At 68.4% G+C, this 19,673-nt stretch carries 18 protein-coding genes; 7 read left to right on the top strand and 11 right to left on the bottom strand.

What is annotated here, in order from left to right:
- Positions 1 to 15: 15 nt before the first annotated feature.
- The 6 genes from ACM0M4_RS05750 (at position 16) to tsiT (ending at position 4,777) form a co-directional block, all read left to right on the top strand.
- Positions 16 to 1,599, top strand: a complete 1,584-nt coding sequence (locus ACM0M4_RS05750) for a peptide chain release factor 3 (RefSeq protein ID WP_003093004.1) — start codon at positions 16 to 18, stop codon at positions 1,597 to 1,599.
- Between the two features lie 384 nt (positions 1,600 to 1,983).
- A complete protein-coding gene (locus ACM0M4_RS05745; protein WP_003093006.1) occupies positions 1,984 to 2,379 on the top strand; it encodes a PAAR domain-containing protein in 396 nt (131 codons plus the stop codon).
- A complete protein-coding gene (locus ACM0M4_RS05740) occupies positions 2,376 to 2,903 on the top strand; it encodes a DUF4123 domain-containing protein (RefSeq protein WP_054376220.1) in 528 nt (175 codons plus the stop codon). Before ACM0M4_RS05745 ends, ACM0M4_RS05740 begins: the two co-directional genes overlap by 4 nt.
- Positions 2,896 to 3,279, top strand: a complete 384-nt coding sequence (locus tag ACM0M4_RS05735; RefSeq protein WP_003104238.1) for a hypothetical protein — start codon at positions 2,896 to 2,898, stop codon at positions 3,277 to 3,279. The genes ACM0M4_RS05740 and ACM0M4_RS05735 overlap by 8 nt, the downstream gene beginning before the upstream one ends.
- Positions 3,276 to 4,061: a type VI secretion system effector protein TseT gene (gene tseT, locus ACM0M4_RS05730; protein WP_221345503.1), complete on the top strand. Its 786-nt coding sequence runs from the start codon at positions 3,276 to 3,278 to the stop codon at positions 4,059 to 4,061. Before ACM0M4_RS05735 ends, tseT begins: the two co-directional genes overlap by 4 nt.
- Positions 4,058 to 4,777 carry a type VI secretion system immunity protein TsiT gene (gene tsiT / locus ACM0M4_RS05725; RefSeq protein ID WP_003161898.1) on the top strand — a complete coding sequence of 240 codons (720 nt, stop codon included), beginning with the start codon at positions 4,058 to 4,060 and terminating at the stop codon, positions 4,775 to 4,777. The genes tseT and tsiT overlap by 4 nt, the downstream gene beginning before the upstream one ends.
- A 577-nt stretch (positions 4,778 to 5,354) precedes the next feature.
- Here tsiT and ACM0M4_RS05720 read toward each other — a convergent pair.
- The 11 genes from ACM0M4_RS05720 to ACM0M4_RS05670 form a co-directional block, all read right to left on the bottom strand.
- On the bottom strand, positions 5,355 to 7,697 hold the full coding sequence (locus ACM0M4_RS05720; RefSeq protein WP_054376218.1) for an endonuclease/exonuclease/phosphatase family protein: 2,343 nt from the start codon (positions 7,695 to 7,697) through the stop codon (positions 5,355 to 5,357).
- A 36-nt stretch (positions 7,698 to 7,733) separates the two neighbouring features.
- Positions 7,734 to 9,296, bottom strand: a complete 1,563-nt coding sequence (locus tag ACM0M4_RS05715) for an alkaline phosphatase D family protein (protein WP_054376216.1) — start codon at positions 9,294 to 9,296, stop codon at positions 7,734 to 7,736.
- A 251-nt stretch (positions 9,297 to 9,547) separates the two neighbouring features.
- Positions 9,548 to 10,063, bottom strand: coding sequence for a ubiquinone anaerobic biosynthesis accessory factor UbiT (ubiT, locus tag ACM0M4_RS05710; protein ID WP_003104247.1), 516 nt, complete (start codon positions 10,061 to 10,063; stop codon positions 9,548 to 9,550).
- Entirely contained in the window at positions 10,057 to 10,947 is an 891-nt protein-coding gene (locus ACM0M4_RS05705; protein WP_003110916.1) for a U32 family peptidase, read from the bottom strand. Before ACM0M4_RS05705 ends, ubiT begins: the two co-directional genes overlap by 7 nt.
- Positions 10,948 to 10,958: 11 nt before the next feature.
- Positions 10,959 to 11,954 carry a ubiquinone anaerobic biosynthesis protein UbiU gene (gene ubiU / locus ACM0M4_RS05700; RefSeq protein WP_003093020.1) on the bottom strand — a complete coding sequence of 332 codons (996 nt, stop codon included), beginning with the start codon at positions 11,952 to 11,954 and terminating at the stop codon, positions 10,959 to 10,961.
- Positions 11,955 to 12,068: 114 nt separating this feature from the next.
- Complete coding sequence (locus ACM0M4_RS05695; protein WP_003114306.1) at positions 12,069 to 13,292, bottom strand: molybdopterin molybdotransferase MoeA; 1,224 nt, start codon at positions 13,290 to 13,292, stop codon at positions 12,069 to 12,071.
- Entirely contained in the window at positions 13,289 to 13,846 is a 558-nt protein-coding gene (moaB, locus tag ACM0M4_RS05690) for a molybdenum cofactor biosynthesis protein B (RefSeq protein WP_003093023.1), read from the bottom strand. Before moaB ends, ACM0M4_RS05695 begins: the two co-directional genes overlap by 4 nt.
- Positions 13,847 to 13,947: 101 nt before the next feature.
- Positions 13,948 to 14,400: a molybdopterin synthase catalytic subunit MoaE gene (moaE, locus tag ACM0M4_RS05685; RefSeq protein ID WP_003093025.1), complete on the bottom strand. Its 453-nt coding sequence runs from the start codon at positions 14,398 to 14,400 to the stop codon at positions 13,948 to 13,950.
- A gap of 4 nt (positions 14,401 to 14,404) precedes the next feature.
- Entirely contained in the window at positions 14,405 to 14,656 is a 252-nt protein-coding gene (moaD, locus tag ACM0M4_RS05680; RefSeq protein ID WP_003093027.1) for a molybdopterin converting factor subunit 1, read from the bottom strand.
- Positions 14,653 to 15,135, bottom strand: a complete 483-nt coding sequence (gene moaC / locus ACM0M4_RS05675) for a cyclic pyranopterin monophosphate synthase MoaC (RefSeq protein ID WP_003093030.1) — start codon at positions 15,133 to 15,135, stop codon at positions 14,653 to 14,655. The genes moaD and moaC overlap by 4 nt, the downstream gene beginning before the upstream one ends.
- Positions 15,136 to 15,383: 248 nt before the next feature.
- The gene (locus tag ACM0M4_RS05670) at positions 15,384 to 16,775 is read right to left on the bottom strand and encodes a PhoH family protein (RefSeq protein ID WP_003093038.1); all 1,392 of its coding nucleotides are present in this window, start codon (positions 16,773 to 16,775) and stop codon (positions 15,384 to 15,386) included.
- Between the two features lie 503 nt (positions 16,776 to 17,278).
- On the opposite strand from ACM0M4_RS05670, the gene copA1 reads away from it, so the two are divergent.
- Positions 17,279 to 19,657 carry a copper-translocating P-type ATPase CopA1 gene (copA1, locus tag ACM0M4_RS05665; protein WP_054376213.1) on the top strand — a complete coding sequence of 793 codons (2,379 nt, stop codon included), beginning with the start codon at positions 17,279 to 17,281 and terminating at the stop codon, positions 19,655 to 19,657.
- Positions 19,658 to 19,673 lie beyond the last annotated feature (16 nt).

Raw genomic sequence — 19,673 nt, 5'->3', positions numbered from 1 at the left:
AGCAGGCACGCATCCATGACCACTCAGGCCGCCGAAGTCGCGAAGCGCCGTACCTTCGCGATCATTTCCCACCCCGACGCCGGTAAGACCACCATCACCGAGAAGCTCCTGCTGATGGGCAAGGCGATCGCCGTCGCCGGTACCGTGAAGTCGCGCAAGTCCGACCGCCACGCCACGTCCGACTGGATGGAGATGGAAAAGCAGCGCGGCATCTCCATCACCACCTCGGTGATGCAGTTCCCCTACCGCGAGCACATGATCAACCTGCTCGACACCCCCGGCCACGAAGACTTCTCCGAAGACACCTACCGCACCCTGACCGCGGTGGACTCGGCGCTGATGGTGCTCGACGGCGGCAAGGGCGTCGAACCGCGGACCATCGCCCTGATGGAAGTCTGCCGGCTGCGTGACACGCCCATCGTCAGCTTCATCAACAAGCTCGACCGCGACATCCGCGACCCCATCGAACTGCTCGACGAGATCGAGGCGGTGCTGAAGATCAAGGCCGCGCCGATCACCTGGCCGATCGGCTGCTACAAGGACTTCAAGGGCGTCTACCACCTGGCCGACGACAGGATCATCGTCTACGTCCCGGGCCACGGCCACGAGCGCATCGAGACCAAGGTCATCGAAAAGCTCGACTCCGACGAAGCCCGTGCCCACCTCGGCGATCTCTACGACAATTTCGTCGAAGAGCTGGAGCTGGTGCAGGGCGCCTGCCACGAATTCGACAAGGACGCCTTCCTCAAGGGCGAGATGACCCCGGTGTTCTTCGGCACCGCGCTGGGCAACTTCGGCGTCGACCAGGTCCTCGACTGCATCGTCGACTGGGCGCCGCAGCCGCTGTCGCGCGCCACCCACGAACGCAGCGTGGAGCCGACCGAGGAGAAGTTCTCCGGCTTCGTGTTCAAGATCCAGGCGAACATGGATCCCAAGCACCGCGACCGCATCGCCTTCATGCGCATCTGCTCGGGCAAGTACGAGAAAGGCATGAAGATGCGCCACGTGCGCCTGGGCAAGGACGTGAAGATCGCCGACGCGCTGACCTTCTTCTCCTCCGAGCGCGAGCAACTGGAAGAGGCCTATGCCGGCGACATCATCGGCCTGCACAACCACGGCACCATCCAGATCGGCGACACCTTCAGCGAAGGCGAGAACTTCGGTTTCACCGGCATCCCGCACTTCGCCCCGGAACTGTTCCGCCGCGTGCGCCTGAAAGACCCGCTGAAGTCCAAGCAGTTGCGCCAGGGCCTGCAGGAACTGGCCGAGGAAGGTGCGACCCAGGTGTTCTTCCCCGAGCGCAACAACGACATCATCCTCGGTGCGGTGGGCGTGCTGCAGTTCGACGTGGTCGCCAGCCGCCTGAAGGAGGAATACAAGGTCGAGTGCGCCTACGAGGCGATCAACGTCTGGTCGGCACGCTGGATCGAGTGCGACGACGAGAAGAAGCTCAAGGAGTTCAAGGACAAGGCCTTCGAGAACCTCTCCGTGGACGGCGGCGGGCACCTCACCTACCTGGCGCCGACCCGCGTCAACCTCAGCCTGATGGAAGAACGCTGGCCGGACATCCGCTTCCGCGCGACGCGCGAGCATCACTGATCGCACGGGAGGAGCCAGGGACAGCCTCCCTGGCTCCTCCCGCGGCGGTCTCGGCGCAGGGCGGATAACCCTATCGCGGCTATCCGTCGCTCCAGCGCGATATCGGCGGACAACCCCTGCGCAGGCAAAGCGAACGCGACGCTGCGCGAAACGCCTCCTTCCCTCCTCCCAGGCTCCCCTCCCCATCGCGCCATCGCTCCGTACGCCTGCGCCTTTCGCAGGCGGGTGACGAGACTTCCAGGTAGGAAATCCCTTCAAGCGCAACCAGGCAAGGACGCGGTTGCCCAAGCCGTTTCCGAAGGTGCCTCCTGAGCAGTTCAGATAGGTTGTCCGCCCCCGAGTGGCACGGCAGAGTGCCAGGGTTTATCTCATAGGGACTTGAGCATGAGCGGCAAACCCGCTGCGCGCCTGGGCGATCCGACCGCGTGTCCGCTGCCGGGCCACGGCAGCAACCCGATCGTCGGCGGCTCGCCCGACGTCTTCTTCGACCATCGGTCCGCCGCCCGCCAGGGCGACGCCACCGCCTGCGGCGCCACCCTCAGCGCCAACGTCATCGCCAACGTACTGATCAATGGCAAGCCCGCCACCGTGGTAGGTAGCGTCGGCACCCACGGCAACCTGGTGGTCGGCGGGGCGGGCACGGTGCTGATCGGCAACAGCGGCGGCGGCGCACCCGCTCTCGCCCTCGCCCCACCGAAGCTGTGCCTGCAATGCCTGCTGCTGGCGGCACGCCGCAACCAGGCCCTGGTGCCCCTGGAAAGCCTCGGCGGCGCACCGTGAGCCGGCTCCAGCCGGCGCTCGCGGCGCCTACGCCGGACAGCCGCCTGTTCGCCCTGGCGGACGGCGCCCGCTACCTGACCCTGGACGCCCGCCTGGAAAAGGCCGCGGGGGAAATCCGCTCGCGCTGGCTGCTGGCCGGGAGCGAGCTGGACGAAATCGCCCATGCCGGGCCGGTCCTGATCGAATTCATGGACAGCGCCCCGCTTTCGTCATCGGGCGAGTTCCTCGGCTGGCTGCGCGACTGGGACCGCCGCTCGCCCATGGCCTCCTGGCTGTGGAGCCGGGCGTCCTTCGAAAACCTCGCGAAACACTTCGCCGGGCTGCTCTTCACCCGCATGCCCGACGGCCGCCGGGCGCTGTTGCGCTACTACAGCCCGGAAGTGCGCCGGGCGCTGGAACAGGTCATGACCGCGCGGCAATGGACGCAAGTGATGGCGCCGCTGGAGCGTTGGCAGGTCTGGCAGCCCCTGCAGGGCGGCTACCTCGTCTATGACCGGGAAACGGAGCGGACCGCCGATGCTTGAACTGGATGCCGGCCAACTGGATCGCCTGCAGCGGGTCCGCGACGACGAAGTCATCGAGCGGGTCCTGCTGGAGGTACGCCGGGAGGCTCCCGCCTGGCTCGAACGACGCGGCCTGCTGCCCGCCATCCGGCAACTCGGCGAGCTGCGCGCGACGGCGCTGGAACTGGGTATCGAAGAGCCCGGGACGATCGAACGCTTTCTTCTGCACGGCCTGGCCTTCCCCGCTTTCCAGGACACGCCGGCGTTTCTCGCACACATGCGCCGGCCGCTGGCGGACAGCCCGGAACAACGCTTCCAGGACTACGAACGGATCGTCGAGTTTCGCCTGGCCAGCCAGAAATGGCGCGCGTACGAAACCTCGGGGAGACCGGCATGAGCGGCATAGGCGCGCTTTTCCGACCGCTGCCCCGCATGGGCCCGCGGCTGCCCTTCGAGCTACCCGCGCCGCCCCGGCCGCACTTGCCGATGCCGGCGCCGCGCCCGCTGCCGCGACCGGCCCCCGGCGCGCTGCCCAGGCCGGTACCGCGTCCGATGCCGGTGCCGCAGACCCTGCCCAGGACCGAGACCGGCACGCTGAGCCGCGACCGGACCCGGGAAGCCGAGCGCGATTGCAGCAAGAGCCAGGGCCGCGACAAGGACTGCGTGGAGTGCCCGCCGTCCCGGGGCGAAATGGCCATCGCCAATAACGGCAAGGGCCACAGCATGTCGGACCTGTCCGCGCGCTACCAGCAGTGGGTGACCAATTTCCCGTTTCCCCACGAATGGTTCTGGAGCGGCACCTGGTGGGACGGCTTCGACGAGCCGCGCTGCACCCTGCTGGAGGCGAAGGCCAACTACGCCTTCCTGTTCATCCCGCTGCTCGGCGTGCCCAGGCCCTGGGCGCGGGCCAAGGTGAAGTCGGACCTGCTGCAGAAGGCCGAGGTCCACAGCGACAAGGCCCGACCGACCCCGCCGGTGTTCGTCGAATGGCACTTCCTGCAGCGGATCGTCTACGAGTACTGCGCCGCGGAGTACCTGCGCATGGGACTGGCCAACCTGAAGGCATTCTGGAATCCGATGCCGGGAACGGACGAGCACGACGACTACCAGGAAACCCGCGCGAAGGAACAGGAAGAGATGAAAAGGTTTTGCGAAGAGAACCCGGGGTATTGCGCATGACGGACGCCAAGGCTTTCAGGCGCTACATATTCGAGCTGTACTTCGATCCGGCACGGCTCCTCGAACTGGACGACGACCAGCACCTGCAACGGATAGAGCGCTTCCTCGATGCCCTCGCGCCCCTCCATCCGGTGCTGGAGAACTGGTACCTGTGCGGCGACTCCCTGCGCGACGCCCTCAGCCACAACGTCACCGAGCACCGCCAGGATCTCGCCAAGGCCCTGTCGCGTGACCGGCGCACCCGGGCGGTGGAACTGGTGCTATGGAACGGCGAGGAGGATCCGCTCAAGGGCGGGTTGTCGCTGGACTACGAGGCCAGCGGCAGGGCCGTCTCGACCAGGCTCCAGTTGGAAGATGCCGGCAGCCTGCTGCAGGTGTTCGACGCACCGGCTTCCTCCTTCGTCGCGATCTTCCTCGCGGCGCTGGAAATCTGGCCCGAAACGACCTGGGGCATGCTCGCTCCGCATACGTATTTCGTACACCAGCGGACCTTCCCGGACCGCCGCAGCATCGGCTGGATCGGCTTCTGCCCGCATCCGCTAAGGGCCACGGACTTCCCGGCGGCTACGGAGCTGGTCGACATTCCCGGCCGTGGCACCCTGCTGCTGAACGGCCGCGAACCGATGGACGAAACCCGTCGCGAACATTTCGAGCGCGTCGGCGAAGCGGACATCAAGCTGATGGAACTGGGCTACCTGCCGCCGCTGCGCGGTTGACGACGTACGAAGCAAAAGCCGCCTGCGTTCCGTAGGGCGAATACGCCACCGGCGTTATCCGCCGGCATCCCGCCGCAACGGCGGATAACCGCAAGCGGTTATTCGCCCTACCAGGCCCACGTGCCATGCAGAAGGCCACCCTGGAGGGGGCTCCGTTCCGTGGGGCGAATACGCCACCGGCGTTATCCGCCGGTATCCCGCCGCAACGGCGGATAACCGCAAGCGGTTATTCGCCCTACCAGGCCCACGTGCCATGCAGAAGGCCACCCTGGAGGGGGCTCCGTTCCGTGGGGCGAATAACGCCACCGGCGTTATCCGCCGAGATCCCGCCACGACGGCGGATAACCGCAAGCGGTTATTCGCCCTACCAGGCCCACGTGCCACACTGGAAGGCCACCCTGGAGGGGGCTCCGTTCCGTGGGGCGAATACGCCACCGGCGTTATCCGCCGAGATCCCGCCACAACGGCGGATAACCGCAAGCGGTTATTCGCCCTACAGGCCCACGTGCCATGCAGAAAGGCCACCCGAGGGTGGCCTTTCTGCATGGCGACCAACGCCACGGGCGCTATCCGCTGCCTACCTGCGGTGCTTCTTCATCGCCACCCGGCGCAGGTCGATACCGATCACCACCGGGTCGTGGTCGGAGGCCCGGTACGGCTCGGCGTTGTACAGGCTGTCCTGCTGCCGAGGGGTCTTGAACTCGACGTTGTAGTCCAGCACCCGGGGCTCGTCGGCGTTGATGTGCCACTCCACCGCGCCGCGTACCTGGCGCGCCAGGCTGGCGTTGGCGAGGGCGTGGTCAAGGTAGCCGGACTGCCCGGAGAACACGTAGGAATAGCCCTTTCCTGCGCCCGCCTGACGCGCCACCAGGTCGGTGTAGCCGGCGCTGCGGATGACGTTCACCGGGTCTTCCTTGGCATAGGAATTGAGGTCGCCGATGATCAGGCGATCAGGCTCCTTGGCGCCCGTCGGATCGCCCGCCAGCCAGTCCACCAGGGCCTGGGCGGCGCGCGCCCGGGTCAGGTTGCAGTTGCCCTGGCCGTCGCCGGTGTCCGGGTCGCCGTCGCAGGCCGAGCCCTTCGACTTCAGGTGGTTCACCGCGATGGTCAGGCGTTCGCCGCCATTGATCTCCTGGAAGGTCTGGGCCAGGGTCGGACGGTTGCGGGTGTCGTCGAACTCCGGGTTCACCGAACTGTCGAGCACCGCCGCGGATCGATAGGTGCGGACCTTGTCGCCGCGATAGATCAGCCCCACGGCAATTTCGTCGCTGCCCAGCTTCGCCCGGTTCGGGTTGACGAAGGCATAGCGCTGGCCCTGGGGCAGGCTGGCGTTGAGGCCGTTGACCAGGTCGGCGATGGCGCTGAACTCGCAGTAGCCGTCGTTCTCGATCTCCATCAGGCCGACGATGTCCGCCTTCGAGGCGAGGATCGCCGCGACGATCTTCGCTTTCTGCCGTTGGAACTCCTCGGCCGTGTTGGCTCCGCGCGAGGTGGGGAAACCGCCGCCCTTGCCATCGCCGTTGAAGTAGTTGAGCACGTTGAAGCTGGCCACCCGCAGGCGCCCTTCCACCGCCGGCTGGGCCGGACGCGGATTGGCCGCCTCGAAGGTCGGCGTCTGCAACGGCTGGATACGGTAGCTGCCGGCCGAGTAGTCGAGCACGCCGTCGATGGCGCTGGTACGGTCGCCGACGCGCAGGCTGTTGTAGGCGCTCAGTTCCGGTGCCGGGTAGCGGATCGGGTCGGGGTTCTGCCCGCTGCGGCCGTCGTCGAGGAGAATCCGGTCGAGGTCGTTGCGCGCCTGCATGGCCTTGGCCTGTTCGCCGGGAGCCACCACGTTGGTCGGAGTCATCTGGCGGCCGCCGGAGGACAGCAGGACCTCGCCGTAGCGGCCGAGGTTGTAGACCTCGTTGACGGTCAGCGTCTGGCGGAGCTGCACGCGCATGCCTTCGTAGCGCTCCAGCGCATCGGCGCTGGCCAGCGGCAGGCTGATGCCGGCCGGCGTCGGCAACGCCACGCCGCTCGCCAGGACGCTGACCTGCAGCGGCCCGACCAGCTCGGTGAGGCCGTTGAACTCGCGGACCTGGCCGGTCACCCGGACGCGGTCGCCGAGCTTGACGTCGCTGCCGTTGCCGCCGTCGTAGACGAAGATGCCTTCGGAGGTCGCCGGGTCGCCGTCCACCGTGGCATCTTCCTGCTGCACGTAGAAGCCCTTCAGCTCGCTGGCGTTCTGGAAGTCGCCGACCACCACGCCCTCGATGGCGACCCGCTGGTTCACCAGCGGACTTTCAGCGCCGGCGCCCTGCACCTCGTGGATCGGTCGCAGGCCGGCCTCCTCGCCGCCGCCGGGCTCGCCAGCGCCATGCTGGCCGAGGTTGGCGAAGGTGTCGCGCGGGTAGCCCAGCCATTGCGCCGCCGGGTCGAAGGCGTCGCTGGGATCGCTGTCGCCGTCGCGGATGTCGGCCTTGCGCACCAGGCTCCGGTCGAGGGTCTGCACATCGCCGCTGCCCCAGGTCGTGCCGGGGTTGAAGCCGACCTGGCCGAGGCTGTCGAGGATCTCGCCGCTGCGCCGGCGCAGCAGCACCGCATCGTTGCCATTGAACCAGCTGCCTTCCACCCGCTGGCTGGCCAGCGCCAGCAACGCCGGGTCGGCCACGCCGTTGGCGAGGACGAAGGTCTTGCCCGGCGCCAGGCTGCCGCTCAGGTCGATGCTGCGGCCCGCCGCGCTGGCGCCGTTGAAATAGAACTCGACGCGGTAGGCGGAGAGGTCGAGGACCTGGCTGCCGCTGTTGTAGAACTCCAGCGCCTTGTTGTTGCCGCTGCCTTCGACATACTCGGAGATGATCAGCTCGGCGGCGTTGGCCACCGGCAGGCCCAGCAGGGCCAGGCCGCCCAGCAGGGCGGCGTTACGCAAGGGGTGCATCGGGATACTCCTTTATCGGAATGGGGTCGCCGCGGCTCAGGCGCCGTCGGGCTGCAGTTCCTGGGAAAACACCGGCTCGCCGTCGAGGTCGCGCAGGGTGACGGTGAGCGCGCGGCTTTGCGCATCGATCTCCACCTCGCCGAAGAACTGGTAGCCGGCGAAGGGGGAACTGTTCTGGACCAGCGGGGCCTTCTGGAACATCACCTGCGGGCCGAACGTGCCATCCAGCGCGTTGGGTCCGAAACTACCGGCATTGAGAGGCCCGGCGACGAACTCCCAGAACGGCGCGAAGTCCTTGAACGCGGCACGCTCCGGGCTGTAGTGGTGGGCTGCGCAGTAATGCACGTCGGCGGTCAGCCAGACGGTGTTGCGCACCTCGGCGCGCTGGACGAAGCGCAGCAGGTCGGCGATCTCCAGCTCGCGGCCGAGGGCGGCGCCGTCGTTGCCGTTGGCGATGGCCTCCCAGCGGTCGCGACCCTGGGCGTCCTTGCCATCGGGCACGCAGAGGCCGATCGGCATGTCGGCGGCGATCACCTTCCACTGCGCACGCGAACCGCGCAACTCGCGCTTGAGCCATTGCAACTGCTCACGGCCGAGGAAATCGGTGGCGGCGCTGCGCCGCGCCTGCAGGTTGGCGCTGTTGCCGCCGCGGTAGCTGCGCATGTCGAGGACGAACACGTCGAGCAAAGGGCCGTAGGCGACCTTGCGGTAGATCCGCCCGTCGCGCCCCTGGCGCTGGAAGCGCAGCGGCGCGTATTCGAGGAACGCCTGGCGTGCACGGGCCGCCAGCACGTCGATGTCCTTCACCTGGTAGCGCTCGTCGAGCTGCTTGCTGGAGGACCAGTTGTTGGTGGTCTCGTGGTCGTCCCATTGCCAGATCTGCGGCACCTCGGCGTTGAAGCGGCGCAGGTTGTCGTCGAGCAGGTTGTAGCGGTAGTTGCCGCGGAACTCGTCGAGGGTCTCGGCGACCTTGCTCTTGGCCTCGGTCACCCGGTTGCGCCAGATGCGCCCGCTCTCGGTCTCGATGCGTTCGGGGATCGGCCCATCGGCATAGATGGTGTCGCCGCTGTGCAGGAAGAAATCCGGCTGGCGCCGGCGCATGGCTTCGTAGATACGCATGCCGCCGATATCCGGATTGATCCCGAAACCTTGCCCGCAGGTGTCGCCGCTCCAGACGAAACGGATATTGCGCGCCTCGCTCGGCGCACTGCGCAGGTGGCCGAACCAGGGCTTGCTCAGGCTGCCGTCGCGGGCATCCTCGAAGCGCACCCGGTAGAAGATCGACTGGTCGGCCAGCAGGCCACGCAGGTCGATGCGCGCGGTGTAGTCGAGGCGCTCGTCGGTGACCGGCGAGACCAGCCGACGCGGCTCGCTGAAGACGCTACGGGTGTCCCATTCGACGATCATCCGCGCCGGGCGGTCGGTGCGGCTCCAGACCAGCGCGCGGTCGCCCTGCACATCGCCGGATTGCACGCCATCGGTCAGCTTCGGCCGCGCCCTGGGCGAGGCGATCACCGCCGGCGCGCCCAGCGCCGGCAACAGCAGTCCAGCGCCCAGGCCTTGCACGACGCGGCGGCGCTTGAGGTCCATCCCACTCATACCGGAGTTCTCCGCAGGCTTCACGAAGGTCCGGTTTACCGGGGCAAGTTGACAGGGGCGTTACGGGGACAGACAGGCTATCCGTTTGGTCAGGGGAAACGCCCATTCGCTCCGCGCCGCCCATGCGGCAACGAACCGGGCGTTGCCTCGCTGAAAAGAGCTTCAGTGAGTTTCAGGCTTCAGGGAATACACCCAATCGGAGGGGCGCGCCCAGCGACATTGGCGTCGCTATACGCCCCTTTCCACCGACCTCAGCCGCCCCGCGCGCCCTGGACCGGCCCCTGGGGCGCCTCGCCGCGCTCCTCCTGCACTGCCCGCCCGGCCCGTTCCACGGCGTTCCACAACCAGGGCGGCAGGTGCTCCGGGTCGAGGCTGTCGAGGAGGTTCTTGACCGCCAGGCCCAGCTCGGTGTCGCCCTCGATCACCAGGCGGCGGCGGAAGAACAGGGTATCCGGGTCCTCATGCCGGCTGGCCAGCAGCAGGAAGTCGCGCCAGTCGCCACGGATGGTCACGCTGGCCCGTGGCCGTTCGACCAGGCGCAGGCCGCCGGGCACCCGGGTGACGCACCAGCCGACGCCGAGGTCCCTGACTTCCAGGCGCAGCCAGCGACCTTCCAGCAGGTCGAAGGCGCCCTCCTCCAGCGGCTGGGCGAACAGCCGGTTGGCGACCCGTTGCAGGACCAGGTGCTGGAGCCCGCGCGGAACCTTCGCCGCCAGCGGCAACAGGCGTCCGGCGACGCCGAGGAGCAGGCGTTGGCGGTTCAGCATAGCCCTGCCTCCTCTGCCCGCAGCATCCCCGGCCGGCCGTGCCAGTAGCCGTTGCAGCCTTCCACGGCGAGCGGCGGAGCGGCACCCTTGCGTACCCGGTCGAAGGCCGCGATCACCTCGGCCATGCCCTGCGCCCGAGGACTCAGGCGTAGCAGGTCGGCGCCGCTATGTTCCAGCGAGCGGTAGTCGGCCAGCAGGTTGCTGACCTTGCCGGACATGGTCTGGATGCCGTTGAGGGTGAACAGCGCCTCGCCCTCCTGGCTGAGCAGCGGGATACCTTCGGGATACTGCTGGCAGCAGAACTGGCAGTCGTCCTTGGGCCGGTTCTCCGCCCGCGCGGTGAAGCAGCGCGCCGAGTAGGCCAGCGGCAGGTGACCGTAGGCGAAGACCTCGGTCTGCAATTGCTCCAGGCCCAGCTGCGCAGCCTGGTCGAGCACCCCGCGCAGCAGCTTGCCGGAGACTTCCACCGGCGGAATCCAGCGGCGCATGCCCCAGGAATACAGTTCGGCCAGGGCATGACCGTTGTAGAGGTTCAGCGCCGGACCGCCGACAAAGGGCACGCCGCGCTGGCTGAGGTAATAGACGGCGGCCATGTCGTTGGCCTCGACCCGGAGTTCGCCGTTCTCGCATAGCCGGCGCAGGCTGGACAGCTCCGAAGCGGCCTCGATCAGCGCCAGCCCGGAGAGCACCAGCTCGGCACGGGTCGCCTGCGCCAGCTCGCGGGCCAGCGCCTGCCAATCGTTCAGGGACAGCGCCCGGCGCTTGGCGCAGACGGTCTCGCCGAGGTAGATGACGTCGAGCGGCTGGCCAGCCATCTCGGCGTAGAAATCGAATATCTGCCGCTTGTCCCAGTAGAACAGCAGCGGTCCCAGGCTCAGTTTCATCGCGGCGGTCCTCACTGCCAGGAACGGTGATAGGCGCCCAGGGTGGTCTGGTGCCCTTCGGAAAGTCCGGCCAGCGCGCGCTGCCATTGCGGCTGCACGCTATAGGCGCCCGGCGCGCTGGCGTAGCTGTCCAGCGCCTGGCGCCAGACCCGGGTGACCTGCTCGACGTAAGCCGGGCTGCGCTGGCGGCCTTCGATCTTCACCGCCGCCACGCCGATTTCCGCCAGTTGCGGGACCAGGTCCAGGGTGTTCAGGCTGGTCGGTTCCTCCAGCGCATGGAAGCGCTGGCCATTGACCAGGAAACGGCCCTTGCAGAGGGTCGGGTAGCCGGCCGCCTCGCCGGCGGCGTAACGGTCGATGAGCACTTCGTTGAGGCGCGAGGTCAACCCCTCCGGTTCCTCGCTCCAGCGCACCGCCCTGGCCGGCGAACAGACGCCGCAGAGGTTCGGCGACTCGCCGGTGACGTAGGAGGACAGGTGGCAGCGGCCCTCGGCCATGATGCACAGGCTGCCGAAGGCGAACACCTCCACCGGCACCGGGCTACCGGCCGCCACCTGGCGTACCTGCGCCAGCGATAGCACGCGGGGCAGGACCGCGCGACGGATGCCGTAGCGTTCGTGATAGAGGGCCAGGGCCGCGGCATTGGTTGCCGAGCCCTGCACCGACAGATGCAGGTTGAGCCGCGGATGACGCTTCGCGGCATAGCCGAGCACCGCCACGTCGGCGGCGATCAACGCATCGACGCCGAGGTCGGCGGCCTGGTCCACCGCGCGCTGCCAGCGCTCCCAGCCCTGCGCGCTGGAATAGGTGTTGACCGCTACGTAGAGCTGCCGCCCGGCCTCGTGGACTCGCCGCAGGCCTTCCTGCAACTGGCGTTCGTCAAGGTTGAGGCCGGCGAAATGGCGGGCGTTGGTGTCGTCGCGGAAACCGACGTAGATGGCATCGGCGCCCTGTCGCAGGGCCGACTTCAAGGCGGGCAGGCTGCCCGCCGGACAGACCAGTTGCATGGGGTTGCTCCTCTGGCGAAAAACGCGCTCCGCGGCAGTGGGCAACCCCGGGGCACAGGCGCCACACTCTAGAAAGACGCTCCCGGTCGGCGCTTGACCGGGATCAAGAAGGCCTCAGGCCATCAGTGCGGAGAACGGCAGAAAGTCGATCGCATCACCCACGCCCAGGGTGGCGCCGCGCTCGATCACCGCCAGCCCGTCCGCCCAACTGGCGGCAAGCAGCATCGCCGAGCCCTGCTGCGGGTGGATTTCCACCCGCCCCCGTTCATCGAGCCGCGCCCGCAGGTACTGGCGACGCGCCCGCGGTTGCGGCCAGTCGAAGGCCGCCGGCAGCGCCAGCGGCCGCGGCACTACGTCGAACAGTCCCTGCTGGCGAAGCAGGAACGGACGCGCCACCAGCAATGCGGTGACCAGCGCCGCCGCAGGGTTGCCGGGCAGCCCCAGCCAGGGCTTGCCGGCCACGGAGCCGAAGGCGAACGGCTTGCCCGGCTGGATCGCCAGGCGCCACAGGTTGACCTCGCCAAGCTCGGCGATGGCGCGCTTGAGGTGGTCTTCCTCGCCTACCGAGACACCGCCGCTGGTGACCAGCGCGTCCCATTCGGAGGCCGCCAGGCTGAGCGCATCGCGGCTGGCCACCAGTTCGTCGGCGAGCACTTCCTCGTCGTGCACCTCGAAGCCCAGACCGCGCAGCAAGGCGCCGATGCAGTAACGGTTGGCGTTGTAGATCTGCCCGGCCAACAGTGTCTGGCCGGGCTCGCGCAATTCGTCGCCGCTGCTCAGCAGGCCGATGCGCAAGCGCCGACGCACCGAGACCGTGGCGACGCCGAGACTCGCCAGCAGGCCGAGTTCCTGCGGGCGCAAGCGCTGTCCGGCACGCAGCACCGGCGCGCCACGACGCAACTCCTCGCCGCGCCGGCGCACATGCTGGCCGGCGCTCACCGGCGGCAACTGCACGCGCTCGCCGTCGACCACGCAGAGTTCCTGCGGCACCACGCAGTCGGCGCCGGTCGGCAGCGGCGCGCCGGTGAAGATCCGCGCCGCCTGGCCCAGCGGCAGGCTCATGCCGCGGGTGTCGCCGGCGGCGATCCGCGCGCCGACCGTCAGGCTGCCGCCGCTGCGCGGCAGGTCGGCGGAGCACAAGGCGTAGCCGTCCATCGCACTGTTGTCCCAATGCGGCAGGTCCATCGGCGCCAGCAGGTCCTCGCCGAGCACTCGTCCCAGCGCCCGCTCCAGGGCCAGGCTCTCGCAGGCTGGCGGGCGCGGCGCGCGCGCCAGCAGTTCGGCCAGCGCCTCGTCGAGCGGGCGCAGTTGGCCGCCATCGCAGGCGCAAGCGCTCACGAGCGGCACCCGCAGCCGGCCACCGGCGCCACGGCTGGCGGGGTCTTCAGGTGCGGGACGAAATTGCACGGGCGGGTGCGGCTGTCCAGTTGCGCCAGGAGAATCTCGTTCCAGGCGGTGCGACAGGCGCCCGGCGAGCCGGGCAGGCAGCACACCAGGGTACCGTTGCTGAGCCCGGCCAGCGCCCGCGACTGGATGGTGGAAGTGCCGATCTCGCGCTGCGAGACCTGGCGGAACAGTTCGCCGAAGCCCTCGACATCGCGCTCGAACAGCGGCCCGACCGCCTGCGGGGTGTTGTCCCGCGCGGTGAAGCCGGTGCCGCCGGTGATCAGGCCGACCTGTACCTCGGGGTCGGCGATCCAGGCCGAGACCACCGCGCGGATCTGGTAGATGTCATCGGTCTTCAGGCTCCGCTGGTGCAGGCGATGACCGGCGGCCAGCAGCGCGTCGGCGAGGGTCTGGCCGGAAGTATCGGTTTCCAGGGTACGGGTGTCGCTGACGGTGAGGATGGCGATGTTCAGCGGCTGGAAGGTGGAGGTGGCCAGGTGGCTCATGGAAGGGGGTCCTAGGAACGGGCGATGCCTCAGCCTGAACCGCGGGCCCCCGGCTGGCTATTCCTCCGAAGAGGTAAGCCGGCGGCGCGAGGAGGTAGACGTCACTCCTCCCAGCGCTGCGCGGCGGCCTGGTCGCTGCAGCGGCCTTCGACCCAGCGCGGGCCTTCGGCGGTGTCTTCCTTCTTCCAGAACGGCGCGCGGGTCTTCAGGTAGTCCATGACGAAGTTGCAGGCGTCGAACGCCGCCTGCCGGTGGGCGCTGGCGCAACCGACGAAGACGATCGGCTCGCCCGGCTCCAGGCGGCCGATGCGGTGGAGGATCTCCAGGCGCAGCAGCGGCCAGCGCTGCCCGGCCTCGGCGGCGATCTTGCCGAGGGCCTTCTCGGTCATGCCCGGATAATGTTCGAGGAACATCCCGCCGACCTCGCGACCGTCGTTGAAGTCGCGCACGTAGCCGACGAAGCCGACCACCGCGCCGATGCCGACGTTCTGCGCATGCAGGGCGTTAAGCTCCTGCCCCGGATCGAAAGCGGCCTGCTGGACGCGGATGGCCATGGGTTCAACCTCCGGTGACGGTGGGGAAGAAGGCGACTTCGTCGCCGTCCTGCAACGGCTCGTCGAGGCCGCACAGTTCCTGATTGCGCGCACACATCAGGTTCTGCTCGCCGAGGGTACGCTCCCAGGCCCCGCCGCGCTCCACCAGGAGCTGGCGCAAGGCGCCGAGGGTCGCCAGCCCGGCGTCCCAGTTCAACTGCTCGCCGTCGATGCCTAGGGCTTCGCGGTAACGGGCGAAATACTGCACGCGGATCATGCCTGCCCTTCCTCCTCTTTGCGGTAGTGGCCGCTCTTGCCGCCGAGCTTCTCCAGCAACTGGACCTGCTCGATGACCATCCCGCGGTCCACCGCCTTGCACATGTCGTAGATGGTCAGGGCCGCGACGCTGGCGGCGGTGAGCGCCTCCATCTCCACGCCGGTCTGCCCGGCCAGCCGGCAACGCGCGCGGATGCGCACGGCGTCCGGCGCCTCGGCCTGCAGTTCGAGCTTGACGCTGGTGAGCAACAACGGATGGCACAGCGGGATCAGTTCGTGGGTGCGCTTGGCCGCCTGGATGCCGGCGATCCGCGCCACGGCGAAGACGTCGCCCTTGGGATGGCCGCCGTCCTGGATCAGTTGCAGGGTTTCCGGGCGCATGCGCACCACGGCCTCGGCCGTGGCTTCACGGGAGGTCACGGCCTTTTCCGTGACGTCGACCATGTTGGCGCGGCCCTGGGAATCGAGATGGGTCAGCACGTGGGTGCTCCTGGAAGAGGATACTGGCCAGTCATTGTAAGCCCTGGAGGGCATGACGCGATGCCTGGGGGAGGTTCGGAAGGGGGATGATTGTATACATAAAGAGGTAGGGCAGGCCGGCGCAAGGCGCCTCATCCCGATCGGGTAACGATGCGGGCCCGGTCCCCGGACCGGGCCTGGCAGGATGTATATCCCGCCCGGCTTTTTCAACCGGGCGGGATATCGGCCGGCGATTGCCGCCGGCTACTTCACATGTGCGCCTCGGCGTACTCCGCCAGCACCGAGCGCGGCACCCCTTGCAGGGTCACGTGCACGCCGTGGGGGAAGTCCTTGAAGCGTTCGGTGAGGTAGGTCAGGCCGGAGCTGGTGGCGGACAGGTAGGGCGTGTCGATCTGCGCCAGGTTGCCCAGGCAGATCACCTTCGAACCGCTGCCGGCGCGGGTGATGATGGTCTTCATCTGGTGCGGCGTGAGGTTCTGGCATTCGTCGATGAGGATCAGGCTCTGCTGGAAGCTGCGCCCGCGGATGTAGTTCAGCGACTTGAACTGCAACGGCACCTTGCTGAGGATGTAGTCGACGCTGCCATGGGTGCATTCGTCGTCCATGTGCAGCGCTTCGAGGTTGTCGGTGATGGCGCCGAGCCAGGGCTCCATTTTTTCCGCCTCGGTGCCGGGCAGGAAGCCGATGTCCTCGTCCAGGCCCTGCACGCTGCGGGTGGCGATGATGCGCCGGTAGCGCTTGCTGACCATGGTCTGCTCGATGGCCGCGGCGAGCGCCAGGATGGTCTTGCCGGAACCGGCGGCACCGGACAGGTTGACCAGGTGGATGTCCGGGTCGAGCAGCGCGTACAGCGCCAGCGACTGGTACACGTCGCGTGGCCGCAGGCCCCAGGCTTCCTGGTGCAGGAGCGGCTCCTGGTGCAGGTCGAGGATGGTCAGCTCGTCCTGCTGGATGCCCTTGATCCAGCCGACGAAGCCCTGTTCGTCGACGATGAACTCGTTGATGTGCACCGCCGGCAGGTTGTCGGTGAGCTGCACGCGATGCCAGGTACGGCCGTGGTCCTGGCGGGTCTCGACCTTGCTCACGCGGTCCCAGAAAGAGCCGGCGAGGGAATGGTAGCCGCGCGACAGCAGGGCCACGTCGTCGATCAACTGGTCGGTGTGGTAGTCCTCCGCGTCCACCCCGCAGGCGCGCGCCTTCAGGCGCATGTTGATGTCCTTGGTCACCAGCACCACGCGCACGCCGCTGTGGCGGCTCTTCAGCTCGACCAACTGGTTGATGATCTTGTTGTCGTTGAGGTGCTCCGGCAGCCAGGTGATGGGCTCGGCACGCTTGCTCATGAGGATCGACAGGCTGCCGCTGGGGCCGTTCTTGCCACGCTGGATCGGTACCCCTCCCTCTACCTGCTCGGGCGTGGCCTCGCCGAGTACCTGGTCGATCAGGCGGATGGCCTGGCGGCACTCGGCGGCGATGGTGTGCTTTCCGGTCTTCAGCTTGTCCAGCTCTTCGAGCACCGTCATCGGGATCGCGACGCGGTGTTCCTGGAAGTTCAACAGGGCATTCGGATCGTGGATCAGGACATTGGTATCGAGGACGTACAGGGTGGGCTGGGTGGGGCGGGAACGTCCGTGGTCATCCATACGCGATCACCTTCTGCTAAGGGCCTGGCGACGGAATGCCGGGTCGGCGCTCCGCCGGGGGGCGAGCCGCCTTCTCTCTTCCGGTGGGGAGAGCCTGACAGCAGAGGTGAGGGCCGGGGCCGCCACCTGTGCTGCAGGGTTCGGCGGTCTACGGTTCCACAAATACCGCAAAAAATATGACGGTAAAAAGTACTTTTCGTCATCAGCAGGTTTTTTTTCCGCAAGCGACGAAATACCTTGGCGCAGCCCTTCGCGAGGTCTAGTGTTATCGGTCCCACCTCTGTGAAAACCCTCCGCTTTTCCGTGCCGCAACGGTTTTCCAGCGCCATTCCCCCTCCCCCCTGCCCCTGCGACATAAAGCCGCCACTGCGCCCTGCGCCGCCTTCCTGTATGAATCCGGGGCTTGACCTTGACACGATGTCAAGGCTGAACCTGGCGACAGATCTCACCGGCGCCTCCCAGGGCGCCTGCGGTGCCACTTCTGTCCATTCCAAGGAGGACTCATGAACAGCGCCACGCTAACCGAGCTCGATCTGCCGGTCAGCGGCATGACTTGCGCGTCCTGCGCCGGCCGTGTCGAACGAGCCCTGAAGAAAGTGCCCGGGGTCGCGGCCGCCTCGGTCAACCTGGCCAGCGAGCAGGCCCGCGTACAGGCCCCGGCGGACAGCCTGCCGGCCCTGGTGGCGGCGGTCGAGCAGGCCGGCTACCAGGTTCCGGCGCGCAGCCTGGAACTGTCCATCGAGGGCATGACCTGCGCCAGTTGCGTCGGCCGGGTCGAGCGGGCGCTGAAGAAGGTGCCCGGCGTACGCGAGGTCAGCGTCAACCTGGCCAGCGAGCGCACCCACCTCGAGCTGCTCGGCGCCGTGGACAGCCAGGCCTTGCTACAGGCGGTGGAACAGGCGGGCTACAAGGCCCGCCTGCTCGACGCGGGGCAACCACGCCAGGACGATGCCGAGCGCCGCCTGCGCCGCGAACGCTGGTGGGTGATCGCCGCGCTGTTGCTGGCGTTGCCGCTGGTGCTGCCGATGCTGGTGGAATGGGCCGGCCTACACTGGATGCTGCCGCCGTGGGCACAGTTCCTCCTGGCGACCCCGGTGCAGTTCGTCATCGGCGCGCGCTTCTATGTCTCCGCCTGGCGCGCGGTGAAGGCCGGCGCCGGCAACATGGACCTGCTGGTCGCCCTCGGCACCAGCGCCGGCTACGGCCTCAGCGTCTACCTCTGGCTGACCACCCCGCCCGGCCACATGCCGCACCTCTACTTCGAAGCCTCGACCGTGGTGATCGCCCTGATCCTCCTCGGCAAGTACCTGGAAAGCCGCGCCAAGCGCCAGACCGCCAGCGCCATCCGCGCCCTCGAGGCGTTGCGCCCGGAGCGCGCGGTGCGCCTGCGCGACGGTCGCGAGGAAGAGGTGGCGATCGCCGAGTTGCGCCTCGGCGACGAGGTGGTGGTGCGTCCCGGCGAACGCTTCCCGGTGGACGGCGAGGTGCTCGACGGCAGCAGCCACGCCGACGAGGCGCTGATCACCGGCGAGAGCCTGCCGGTACCCAAGGCTCCCGGCGACAAGGTCACCGGCGGCGCGATCAACGGCGAAGGCCGCCTGCTCCTGCGCACCACTGCGCTCGGCGGGGAAACGGTGCTGGCGAAGATCATCCGCCTGGTGGAAGACGCCCAGGCCGCCAAGGCGCCGATCCAGAAGCTGGTGGACAAGGTCAGCCAGGTCTTCGTCCCGGTGGTGATCCTCATCGCGCTGGTCACCCTCGGCGCCTGGCTGGTCGCCGGGGTCGGCCTGGAGCAGGCCCTGGTTAACGCCGTGGCGGTGCTGGTGATCGCCTGCCCCTGCGCCCTCGGCCTGGCCACCCCGACCGCGATCATGGCCGGCACCGGCGTGGCCGCGCGCCACGGCATCCTGATCAAGGACGCCGAGTCCCTGGAAGTCGCCCATGCGGTCACCAGCGTGGCCTTCGACAAGACCGGCACCCTGACCTCCGGGCGACCGCAGATCATCCACCTCGGCGGCGACGACCAGGAGCAACTGCTCAGGCTCGCCGGCGCCCTGCAACGCGGCAGCGAGCACCCGCTGGCCAAGGCCGTGCTCGAGCGCTGCGCCGAGCGCGACCTGGAGGTTCCGCCGGTGAACGCCAGCCAGGCCCTCAGCGGTCGCGGCATCCAGGGCGAGGTCGAGGGTCGCCGGCTGGCCCTGGGCAACCGCCGCCTGCTCGACGAGCAGGAACTCAAGCCCGGCGCGCTGGCGAGTGCCGCCGCGGACTGGGAGGCCGAGGGCCGCACCCTGTCCTGGCTGCTGGAACTGGCTCCGGAGAAACGCGTGCTCGGCCTGTTCGCCTTCGGCGACAGCCTCAAGGACGGCGCCGCCGAAGCGGTGGAGGCCCTGCGCGGACGGGATATCCACAGCCACCTGATCACCGGCGACAACCGCGGCAGCGCGGCGGTGGTGGCCAAGGCCCTGGGCATCGACGACGTACACGCGGAAGTGCTGCCGGCGGACAAGGCCGCCACGGTCGCCGAGCTGAAAGGCCGGGGCCGGGTGGTGGCGATGGTCGGCGACGGCATCAACGACGCCCCGGCGCTGGCCGCTGCCGACGTAGGCATCGCCATGGGTGGCGGCACCGACGTGGCCATGCACGCCGCCGGCATCACCCTGATGCGCGGCGACCCGCGCCTGGTGCCGGCGGCGCTGGACATCTCGCGGCGGACCTACGCGAAGATCCGCCAGAACCTGTTCTGGGCCTTCATCTACAACGTGATCGGCATCCCGCTGGCGGCCTTCGGCCTGCTCAACCCGATGGTGGCGGGCGCGGCGATGGCCTTCTCCAGCGTCAGCGTGGTCGGCAACGCCCTGCTCCTGCGACGCTGGAAGCCCTGAGCCAGCACGCCAGGCA

The organism is Pseudomonas sp. 18-147 (assembly GCF_051048045.1).
GTDB classification, from domain to species: Bacteria; Pseudomonadota; Gammaproteobacteria; order Pseudomonadales; family Pseudomonadaceae; genus Pseudomonas; species Pseudomonas aeruginosa.
The sequence above is the reverse complement of the archived record's forward strand: the minus strand, read 5'-3'. Positions and strand labels throughout refer to the sequence as shown.

Coding starts and splice junctions, on each gene's coding strand:
- ubiT (WP_003104247.1), bottom strand. CDS start 10,063: ATGCTGAACCGCCAACGCCTGCTCCTCGGCGTCGCCGGACGCCTGTTG.
- ACM0M4_RS05705 (WP_003110916.1), bottom strand. CDS start 10,947: ATGAAACTGAGCCTGGGACCGCTGCTGTTCTACTGGGACAAGCGGCAG.
- ubiU (WP_003093020.1), bottom strand. CDS start 11,954: ATGCAACTGGTCTGTCCGGCGGGCAGCCTGCCCGCCTTGAAGTCGGCC.
- moaB (WP_003093023.1), bottom strand. CDS start 13,846: ATGAGCCACCTGGCCACCTCCACCTTCCAGCCGCTGAACATCGCCATC.
- ACM0M4_RS05735 (WP_003104238.1), top strand. CDS start 2,896: ATGCTTGAACTGGATGCCGGCCAACTGGATCGCCTGCAGCGGGTCCGC.
- moaD (WP_003093027.1), bottom strand. CDS start 14,656: ATGATCCGCGTGCAGTATTTCGCCCGTTACCGCGAAGCCCTAGGCATC.
- ACM0M4_RS05670 (WP_003093038.1), bottom strand. CDS start 16,775: ATGGATGACCACGGACGTTCCCGCCCCACCCAGCCCACCCTGTACGTC.
- copA1 (WP_054376213.1), top strand. CDS start 17,279: ATGAACAGCGCCACGCTAACCGAGCTCGATCTGCCGGTCAGCGGCATG.
- ACM0M4_RS05720 (WP_054376218.1), bottom strand. CDS start 7,697: ATGCACCCCTTGCGTAACGCCGCCCTGCTGGGCGGCCTGGCCCTGCTG.
- moaE (WP_003093025.1), bottom strand. CDS start 14,400: ATGGCCATCCGCGTCCAGCAGGCCGCTTTCGATCCGGGGCAGGAGCTT.
- tseT (WP_221345503.1), top strand. CDS start 3,276: ATGAGCGGCATAGGCGCGCTTTTCCGACCGCTGCCCCGCATGGGCCCG.
- tsiT (WP_003161898.1), top strand. CDS start 4,058: ATGACGGACGCCAAGGCTTTCAGGCGCTACATATTCGAGCTGTACTTC.
- ACM0M4_RS05715 (WP_054376216.1), bottom strand. CDS start 9,296: ATGAGTGGGATGGACCTCAAGCGCCGCCGCGTCGTGCAAGGCCTGGGC.
- ACM0M4_RS05750 (WP_003093004.1), top strand. CDS start 16: ATGACCACTCAGGCCGCCGAAGTCGCGAAGCGCCGTACCTTCGCGATC.
- ACM0M4_RS05745 (WP_003093006.1), top strand. CDS start 1,984: ATGAGCGGCAAACCCGCTGCGCGCCTGGGCGATCCGACCGCGTGTCCG.